The sequence below is a fragment of the Streptomyces sp. RP5T genome (genome assembly GCF_003933965.1).
Lineage (GTDB): Bacteria > Actinomycetota > Actinomycetes > Streptomycetales > Streptomycetaceae > Streptomyces.
Map to the genome: position 1 here is coordinate 1 of NZ_RSAJ01001250.1, position 579 is coordinate 579.

Here is a 579-nt window from a genome sequence, read left to right on the forward strand (position 1 = left end):
GTGTATAAGAGACAGGGTGGCGGAAAGGGGGACGGCGAGGCGGTCGGCCGTGACGGTGGAGGCGCGGACGGTGGGGATCTGTGGGTGGCGCGAGACTGGGGGCATGAATCCCACACAGGTTGACGCGTATCTCCGCCGCCTCGGAGTCCGGCCCCCGGACCGGCCGACGGCGGAGGTCCTGCGCGAGCTGCATCTGCGTCATCTGCAGACCGTGCCCTTCGAGAACCTGTCGGTCCACCTCGGCGAGGAGATCGTGCTGGAGGAGGAGCGGCTGGTGGAGAAGGTGGTGGGAGCCCGCAGGGGAGGGTTCTGTTACGAACTGAACGGGTCTTTCGGGGCGTTGCTGACCGCGCTCGGCTTCGGCGTCACCCTGCTCGCGGGCCGGGTGTACGGGGACGAGGGGCGGCTCGGGATCCCGTACGACCATCTCGCGCTGCGGGTGCGGACGGTGGACGGGGGCGAGTGGCTGGCCGATGTCGGGTTCGGGGCGCACAGCCACTACCCGCTGGCGTTCGGGGTGCGGGGTGAGCAGGAGGATCCCGGGGGCACCTTCCGGATCGTCGAGGCGGGGTCGGAGGC

At 70.5% G+C, this 579-nt stretch carries 1 protein-coding gene; it reads left to right on the forward strand.

All coding sequences use genetic code 11. From position 1 onward, the window contains the following. Positions 1–103 precede the first annotated feature (103 nt). A partial coding sequence (locus EHS43_RS45670) for an arylamine N-acetyltransferase (RefSeq protein ID WP_148104390.1) occupies positions 104–579 on the forward strand: 476 nt, incomplete at its 3' end.